At 41.6% G+C, this 6,831-nt stretch carries 7 protein-coding genes, 10 tRNA genes and 1 rRNA gene; 17 read left to right on the forward strand and 1 reads right to left on the reverse strand.

The genetic code is table 11. The features are described 5' to 3' along the window. Positions 1 to 23 precede the first annotated feature (23 nt). The 5 genes from FHY45_RS20285 to FHY45_RS20305 all read left to right on the forward strand — a co-directional run bounded on the left by FHY45_RS20285 (position 24) and on the right by FHY45_RS20305 (position 4,473). Positions 24 to 356 carry an anti-sigma factor antagonist gene (locus tag FHY45_RS20285; protein WP_066102453.1) on the forward strand — a complete coding sequence of 111 codons (333 nt, stop codon included), beginning with the start codon at positions 24 to 26 and terminating at the stop codon, positions 354 to 356. Next, positions 353 to 826 carry an anti-sigma B factor RsbW gene (rsbW, locus tag FHY45_RS20290; protein WP_066102448.1) on the forward strand — a complete coding sequence of 158 codons (474 nt, stop codon included), beginning with the start codon at positions 353 to 355 and terminating at the stop codon, positions 824 to 826. The genes FHY45_RS20285 and rsbW overlap by 4 nt, the downstream gene beginning before the upstream one ends. Next, positions 804 to 1,604 carry an RNA polymerase sigma factor SigB gene (sigB, locus tag FHY45_RS20295; RefSeq protein WP_066102445.1) on the forward strand — a complete coding sequence of 267 codons (801 nt, stop codon included), beginning with the start codon at positions 804 to 806 and terminating at the stop codon, positions 1,602 to 1,604. The genes rsbW and sigB overlap by 23 nt, the downstream gene beginning before the upstream one ends. Beyond that, positions 1,601 to 2,203 carry a PP2C family serine/threonine-protein phosphatase gene (locus FHY45_RS20300; RefSeq protein ID WP_225983640.1) on the forward strand — a complete coding sequence of 201 codons (603 nt, stop codon included), beginning with the start codon at positions 1,601 to 1,603 and terminating at the stop codon, positions 2,201 to 2,203. Before sigB ends, FHY45_RS20300 begins: the two co-directional genes overlap by 4 nt. Positions 2,204 to 2,307: 104 nt before the next feature. Then, positions 2,308 to 4,473: a Tex family protein gene (locus FHY45_RS20305; RefSeq protein ID WP_139892885.1), complete on the forward strand. Its 2,166-nt coding sequence runs from the start codon at positions 2,308 to 2,310 to the stop codon at positions 4,471 to 4,473. Between the two features lie 20 nt (positions 4,474 to 4,493). Here the strand turns inward: FHY45_RS20305 and cmpA are convergent, their stop codons facing one another. Next, a complete protein-coding gene (gene cmpA, locus FHY45_RS20310; RefSeq protein WP_139063802.1) occupies positions 4,494 to 4,613 on the reverse strand; it encodes a cortex morphogenetic protein CmpA in 120 nt (39 codons plus the stop codon). A gap of 114 nt (positions 4,614 to 4,727) precedes the next feature. Between cmpA and FHY45_RS20315 the strand changes: the two genes are divergently transcribed. From FHY45_RS20315 to FHY45_RS20370, 12 genes are all read left to right on the forward strand, one after another. Then, positions 4,728 to 5,192 carry a SprT family protein gene (locus tag FHY45_RS20315; RefSeq protein ID WP_139892887.1) on the forward strand — a complete coding sequence of 155 codons (465 nt, stop codon included), beginning with the start codon at positions 4,728 to 4,730 and terminating at the stop codon, positions 5,190 to 5,192. A gap of 203 nt (positions 5,193 to 5,395) precedes the next feature. Continuing rightward, positions 5,396 to 5,470, forward strand: a tRNA-Glu gene (locus FHY45_RS20320). Between the two features lie 37 nt (positions 5,471 to 5,507). Then, positions 5,508 to 5,581: transfer RNA gene (locus FHY45_RS20325), tRNA-Met, on the forward strand. A gap of 10 nt (positions 5,582 to 5,591) precedes the next feature. Further along, positions 5,592 to 5,668, forward strand: a tRNA-Asp gene (locus FHY45_RS20330). 68 nt (positions 5,669 to 5,736) lie between these two features. After that, positions 5,737 to 5,811, forward strand: a tRNA-Gln gene (locus FHY45_RS20335). A 4-nt stretch (positions 5,812 to 5,815) separates the two neighbouring features. After that, positions 5,816 to 5,891 (forward strand) — tRNA-Lys (locus tag FHY45_RS20340). A gap of 10 nt (positions 5,892 to 5,901) precedes the next feature. Then, positions 5,902 to 5,986: transfer RNA gene (locus FHY45_RS20345), tRNA-Leu, on the forward strand. 68 nt (positions 5,987 to 6,054) lie between these two features. Continuing rightward, positions 6,055 to 6,141: transfer RNA gene (locus FHY45_RS20350), tRNA-Leu, on the forward strand. 15 nt (positions 6,142 to 6,156) lie between these two features. Further along, positions 6,157 to 6,233: transfer RNA gene (locus FHY45_RS20355), tRNA-Arg, on the forward strand. A 6-nt stretch (positions 6,234 to 6,239) separates the two neighbouring features. After that, positions 6,240 to 6,316, forward strand: a tRNA-Pro gene (locus tag FHY45_RS20360). A 25-nt stretch (positions 6,317 to 6,341) separates the two neighbouring features. Next, positions 6,342 to 6,415: transfer RNA gene (locus tag FHY45_RS20365), tRNA-Gly, on the forward strand. Between the two features lie 113 nt (positions 6,416 to 6,528). Continuing rightward, positions 6,529 to 6,831 (forward strand): 16S ribosomal RNA (locus FHY45_RS20370); the annotation flags it as partial.

Raw genomic sequence — 6,831 nt, forward strand, 5'->3', positions numbered from 1 at the left:
TTTTTGAGGAGAGGTACAAATTCATGAATATTTCTATTGATGTACAGAATGTAAATTCTGAAATACATGTAAATGTTAAAGGCGAGATAGATGCATACACAGCACCGAAGTTAAGAGAGACACTATTTCCTTTGTCGGATCAAGATAAAGTAGTCATGATTATTGATTTAACCGATGTTTCTTATATGGACAGCACAGGTCTTGGGGTATTTGTAGGATTATTTAAAAATGTTCGAGCGCACAATGGGGATTTTAGAATCATCGGACTATCAGAGAGATTACATCGTCTTTTTGAAATCACTGGTTTAGCGGATATAATCCATATAAAAAGCCATGCAGAGGGTGGAACGCAATGAGTGAAACATACGAATATATTGAAATGAAGATACCTGCAAAACCTGAATTTATCGGGGTAATGAGATTAACTTTATCAGGAATAGCCAGCCGTATGGGGTTTTCATATGATAGTATAGAAGATTTGAAAATTGCTACGAGCGAGGCTTGTACAAATGCAGTTCAGCATGCGTACAAGGGCGAGCGAGATGGGGAAGTTATCATAGGCTTTGGATTATATGAAGACCGTCTTGAAGTAATGGTAGTCGATAATGGCGAAAGCTGTGATTTTGAAGAGGTGCGACAAGGCTTGGGGCCTTATGAGAGAGACCAATCAGTGGAATTCTTAAGAGAAGGAGGATTAGGTCTATATCTGATTGAAACGCTCATGGATGAAGTGAAAATACACCATAATGAAGGTGTGACAGTATTCATGACGAAGTTTCTTGAGGGAGAGCAGGTGGAGAGTGATGCAGAAACAATCTCAAACTAGTGATGAGAAAAAGGCACAAATGAGAGACCAAGTCACGGAATGGATTAAAGCCTATCAACTCCATGGAGATGAAGAAGCACAGGCTCAACTTGTTCAGCACTATACCGGGCTAGTTGAAACGATTGCGAGAAAGTATTCAAAGGGAAAATCATATCATGAGGATATTGCCCAGGTTGGCATGATTGGATTGCTGGGTGCGATTCGCAGGTATGATGATTCCTTCGGAAAAAGCTTCGAGGCTTTTGCTGTCCCGACGATAATTGGAGAGATTAAACGCTTTTTACGTGATAAAACATGGAGTGTTCACGTTCCTCGCAGAATTAAAGAGCTTGGTCCAAAAATCAAGTCGACTGTTGAAGAACTTACCTCAGAATTGCATCGTTCTCCTAAGATTGAAGAAATTGCTCAGTACTTAGAAGTTTCTGAGGAAGAAGTTTTAGAAGCGATGGAAATGAGTAAAAGTTATCAGGCGCTATCAGTGGATCACTCAATCGAGGCGGATTCAGACGGCGGAACAGTCACTTTGTTAGATATCTTCGGAAATGTGGATGAAGGATATGAAAAGGTGAATCAGCGGTTGGTTTTGGAGAAAGTTCTCCATGTATTGTCAGATCGCGAAAAGAAAATCATACAATACACCTATCTAGAAAATCTAAGTCAAAAGGAAGCGGGAGATCGATTAGGTATATCTCAAATGCATGTATCCCGTCTTCAACGCCGTGCTATAAAAAAACTGCAGGAAGCCATTAATGCTGAGAATTCGGAGTATATACGGTGAATCAAGAAGTGCTAAGGGATAGTAGAGTGCAATTAATTGTGTCTCAATCACCTAAACAAGGAAAGCTGTTATGTGGTGATGACTATTTTTATGAAGTGACGGATGATTACTTTATTTGTGTCATCGCAGATGGATTAGGATCAGGGGAGTTTGCTCATGAATCCTCTCGGGCAGTTACTAATGTAGTTCGGGAGTATCAGAGCGAGGATGTTGGAGATATTATGGAACGATGTAATCAGGCCCTGCTAAGAAAGCGAGGCGCCGCTGTCGCTATTTTAAAAGTGGACTTCAAAAAGAAAGAATTTCAGTACAGCTGTGTTGGTAATATCCGTTTCTATCTATATCCTCCAAATGATAAAATGATCTATCCCCTACCTGTAACCGGATATTTATCTGGAAGAAAGCAGAAATTCCATACTCAACAGTTTACATATACTCCGTCCACTAAATTTTTCATTCACTCCGATGGATTTGAAATGAAGGGGACGAAAAATTTCCTGCGAAATGCTAGTTCTCTTGAAGAAACTGCGAAAAAATTAGAAAGTCAAAATAGTGCCTTGAACGATGATATTACATTCATTTTTGGGAGTCTTTTATAATTATAAGAGACTTCTTTTTTGTGTTATTTATGAGAGTCCAGTATTTGTGGCAGAAAAGGTTATGATACTATAAAGGTAATTATTTGCAGAGGGAAGGTTTGTTAATGAAGTCGAAGAGTGAATTGGTTCAATATATAGCGTCAGAGCTTTCAGTGAAGGGGAGTCAAGTATCCAATGTATTGGCGCTTTTAGAGGATGGTAATACGATTCCATTTATAGCGCGTTATCGAAAAGAAATGACCGGCTCATTGGATGAGGTTGAAATTAGAACAATTTCTGAGCGGTGGACCTATCTCGATAATTTGGAAAAAAGAAAGGAAGAAGTCCTGCGTATTATTGAGGAGCAAGGGAAACTCACAGAGGAGTTATCACGTGAAATCATCAAGGCAGTAAAACTGCAAACTATTGAAGATCTGTATCGTCCTTTTAAGCAAAAGCGTCGCACAAAAGCAACGGTTGCAAAAGAAAAGGGATTAGAACCGTTGGCGAAATGGATCATGGAAGCCCATCAAACGGTAAACCCACTTGAAAAAGCTGCTCAATTTGTTGATGTGGAGTTGGGAGTGACAACGCCAGAAGAAGCTTTAGATGGTGCGAAAGATATTATAGCAGAGAATATCTCTGATAATGCCTCTTTCAGAAAATGGATTCGGGATGAGACATTTAAGTATGGCTCAATTAAAGCTGTTAGTAAAGATGAGGAGAAAGATGAGAAAAAGGTATTTGAGATGTACTACGACTATGACGAAGCAATAGGAAAAATAGTTCCTCATCGCATTTTGGCACTTAATCGTGGTGAAAAAGAGGGAGTGCTTCGAGTTTCCATCAAAACCGATACACAGAAAATACTGGATTATCTCGCTAGAAAAATGAATTTGAATACAGCCAATCCGAGTGCAGTGATTATGAAGGAAGCAATAGAAGATAGCTATAAGCGATTGATTCAGCCTTCTATTGAAAGGGAGATTCGTAATGAGTTGACGGAAAAGGCTGAAGACCAAGCTATCTATATTTTTTCTGAGAATCTCAGAAATTTACTGCTTCAGCCGCCTTTAAAGGGAAAAGTGGTATTGGGTGTAGATCCGGCTTATCGTACAGGCTGTAAATATGCAGTAGTCGATCCTACAGGGAAAATGCTTGAGGTAGGAGTGATTTATCCGCATCCGCCAGTAGCTAAAAAGAAAGAGGCAACGGAGGCTATTCTGTCTATACTCAAAAGATATAACATAGAAATCATCACAATCGGGAACGGAACAGCATCTCGAGAGACAGAACAATTCATTGCAGATACGTTGAAGAAGCAAAGTGAAAAAATCTATTACGTAATTGTAAATGAGGCCGGTGCAAGTGTTTATTCGGCATCAGATATCGCAAGAGAAGAGTTTCCAGATTTACAGGTGGAGCAGCGAAGTGCGGTCTCGATTGCAAGAAGACTACAGGATCCCTTGGCGGAATTGGTGAAGATAGATCCTAAATCTGTAGGTGTAGGGCAATATCAACATGATGTTTCAGAAAAAAAACTGAATGAGTCACTTGGTTTTGTGGTTGAAACGGCAGTAAACCGAGTGGGGGTTAATGTGAATACAGCCTCTCCTTCTCTATTGCAATATGTGGCGGGTCTTTCCAAGTCTGTAGCCCAAAATATCGTAAAAAAGAGAGAGAAAGAAGGAGCATTCCGAAATCGGGCTTCTTTAAAAAAGATTCCAAGGCTTGGTGCGAAAACCTATGAACAAGCCATTGGGTTTTTAAGAGTAATTGGTGGGGAAGAGCCGCTTGATCGGACATCCATACATCCTGAAAACTATCAGTCCGTTCGTTCTTTATTGAAAATGCTCGGTTTCACAACGGATGATTTAGGAAGTGAACGATTAAGAGAAGCGCTAACCACGGTGAAGAAAAGTGAAATGGCGGAGAAATTGAATATTGGCGAAATCACATTGGGAGATATTCTGGATGCCTTGATGAGACCAGAAAGAGATCCGCGTGACGAATTGGCTGCACCTCTATTAAAATCTGATGTACTGAAGATGGAGGATCTTAAGCAAGGGATGGAGCTCCAAGGCGTTGTTCGTAATGTCGTTGATTTTGGCGCATTTATTGACATCGGCGTAAAGCAGGCCGGTCTAGTTCATATCTCGAAATTGAGCAGACGATATGTAAAGCATCCAATGGATGTTGTATCAGTTGGGGATGTGGTGACTGTCTGGGTTGATCAAGTAGATATACCTAAAGAACGAATTGCCCTTACAATGATAAATCCGGCCGGCTAATATGAACGTAAAGCATTGCCTTAATCGTATTGGGCAATGCTTTTTTTATAAAAAAACCAACATTGATTCAATAGTTGCACTTGCTTGCTGTTTTTTTCAAGAAAGGCTCTTTGGATTTGGTTTTGCAACCAAGCAGGCATATTTAGACCTCCTTTCATAAATGATGTACTATGAATAGGTGATAAGCCCATGGTTAGTTTATTGTATGTAACAGCCGCCGGGTTTGTTACTTTAAAAGTGTGGAGGTTTAACTTATGACGGACCGGGAATTACAGAAATTAGTTGAAAAAATATCCATAGAGGATTTTGGGATACCATTCACTCATAAGGCAATCTTTAATAACAGATTAAGGACAACAGGCGGACGGTATTTATTAGTGAGCCATAATATTGAGATTAATCGAAGATACTTAGATGAACTAGGAATGAAAGAGATAAAGGGAATTATTAAACATGAATTATGCCATTATCACCTGCACCTGCAAGGGAAGGGATACAGGCATGGAGATCGGGACTTTAAACAATTGATGGCAAAGACCAACTCACCTCGTTTTTGCTCAGCCCTGGAAAGCAATATCCGTGCTGTACGGCCTGTGAAATGGCTATACGAATGCCGATCTTGCGGTCTGGAATATCGACGAAAAAGAAAGCTTGATACAAAGAAATATGTATGTGGAAAATGTCGTGGAAAAATTATTTTAAAAAAATCGTTGACATAGACCTTGCTAACATGGTAACTTATTTGAGCGGCCTTATTAAAGCCGAAAGCAAAAATGACATCAAACTTTAACGAAAAAAACTTTTAAAAAAAGTGTTGACATGTTAAAAGAGATTCATTATAATAGATAAAGTCGACTGGGGCGCTTGAAGTTCTCGCAAAGAGATGAGAAAGTGCTTGAGAGACTGAAAGTTAGTAATGAACGGCCCCTTGGTCAAGCGGTTAAGACACCGCCCTTTCACGGCGGTAACACGGGTTCGAATCCCGTAGGGGTCACCAATCAAACCTCAGATTGTTTGAGTGAGATTAATATCGTCGCGGGGTGGAGCAGTCTGGTAGCTCGTCGGGCTCATAACCCGAAGGTCGCAGGTTCAAATCCTGTCCCCGCAATTAAACAAATGGTCCGGTAGTTCAGTTGGTTAGAATGCCTGCCTGTCACGCAGGAGGTCGCGGGTTCGAGTCCCGTCCGGACCGCCATTTATAAAATAACACTTATCTTATAAGAGAAAAGTGATTATAATAAAAAGTGTGTTATAAAACACCTTTGGGCTATAGCCAAGCGGTAAGGCAACGGACTTTGACTCCGTCATTCGTAGGTTCGAATCCTGCTAGCCCAGCCATTTAGAGCCATTAGCTCAGTCGGTAGAGCATCTGACTTTTAATCAGAGGGTCGAAGGTTCGAGTCCTTCATGGCTCACCATTATAAATATGCGGGTGTGGCGGAATTGGCAGACGCACCAGACTTAGGATCTGGCGCCTTACGGCGTGGGGGTTCAAGTCCCTTCACCCGCACCATTTATTACCACTTGAATTACGGTGGAATAAATACTATAATGATTGTTGTCGTCGCGTTATAACAAAACGCGGTCGTGGCGGAATGGCAGACGCGCTAGGTTGAGGGCCTAGTGGGGGTTAACCCCGTGGAGGTTCAAGTCCTCTCGGCCGCACCAACCAAATTAAATTATGCGCCCGTAGCTCAATTGGATAGAGCGTTTGACTACGGATCAAAAGGTTAGGGGTTCGACTCCTCTCGGGCGCGCCATTATATCGGGAAGTAGCTCAGCTTGGTAGAGCACTTGGTTTGGGACCAAGGGGTCGCAGGTTCGAATCCTGTCTTCCCGACCATCAACTTCTCTAATAAATTAAATACGCGGGTGTAGTTTAGTGGTAAAACCTCAGCCTTCCAAGCTGATGATGAGGGTTCGATTCCCTTCACCCGCTCCAATTATATGATTGTTCTTTGAAAACTAAACAAAACGAAACGCCAAGCAAGTCTAAAAAACAAGAGATTTTTAAAATCTCGTCAATTTGCTTTAAAATTTAGCTAGATCAAACATCTTTCGGAGAGTTTGATCCTGGCTCAGGACGAACGCTGGCGGCGTGCCTAATACATGCAAGTCGAGCGAATCTGAGGGAGCTTGCTCCCAAAGATTAGCGGCGGACGGGTGAGTAACACGTGGGCAACCTGCCCCTAAGATTGGGATAACTCCGGGAAACCGGTGCTAATACCGAATAGTTTCTAACACCTCATGGTGTTGGAAGGAAAGTTGGCTTCGGCTAACACTTAGGGATGGGCCCGCGGCGCATTAGCTAGTTGGTGAGGTAACGGCTCACCAAGGCAACGATGCGTAGCCGACCTG

The organism is Bacillus sp. D386, from assembly GCF_006346415.1.

What these genes read in the sequence shown, in the direction of transcription:
- FHY45_RS20285 (WP_066102453.1), top strand. Translation starts at nt 24, where the DNA reads ATGAATATTTCTATTGATGTACAGAATGTAAATTCTGAAATACATGTA.
- rsbW (WP_066102448.1), top strand. Translation starts at nt 353, where the DNA reads ATGAGTGAAACATACGAATATATTGAAATGAAGATACCTGCAAAACCT.
- sigB (WP_066102445.1), top strand. Translation starts at nt 804, where the DNA reads ATGCAGAAACAATCTCAAACTAGTGATGAGAAAAAGGCACAAATGAGA.
- FHY45_RS20305 (WP_139892885.1), top strand. Translation starts at nt 2,308, where the DNA reads ATGAAGTCGAAGAGTGAATTGGTTCAATATATAGCGTCAGAGCTTTCA.
- cmpA (WP_139063802.1), bottom strand. Translation starts at nt 4,613, where the DNA reads ATGCCTGCTTGGTTGCAAAACCAAATCCAAAGAGCCTTTCTTGAAAAA.
- FHY45_RS20315 (WP_139892887.1), top strand. Translation starts at nt 4,728, where the DNA reads ATGACGGACCGGGAATTACAGAAATTAGTTGAAAAAATATCCATAGAG.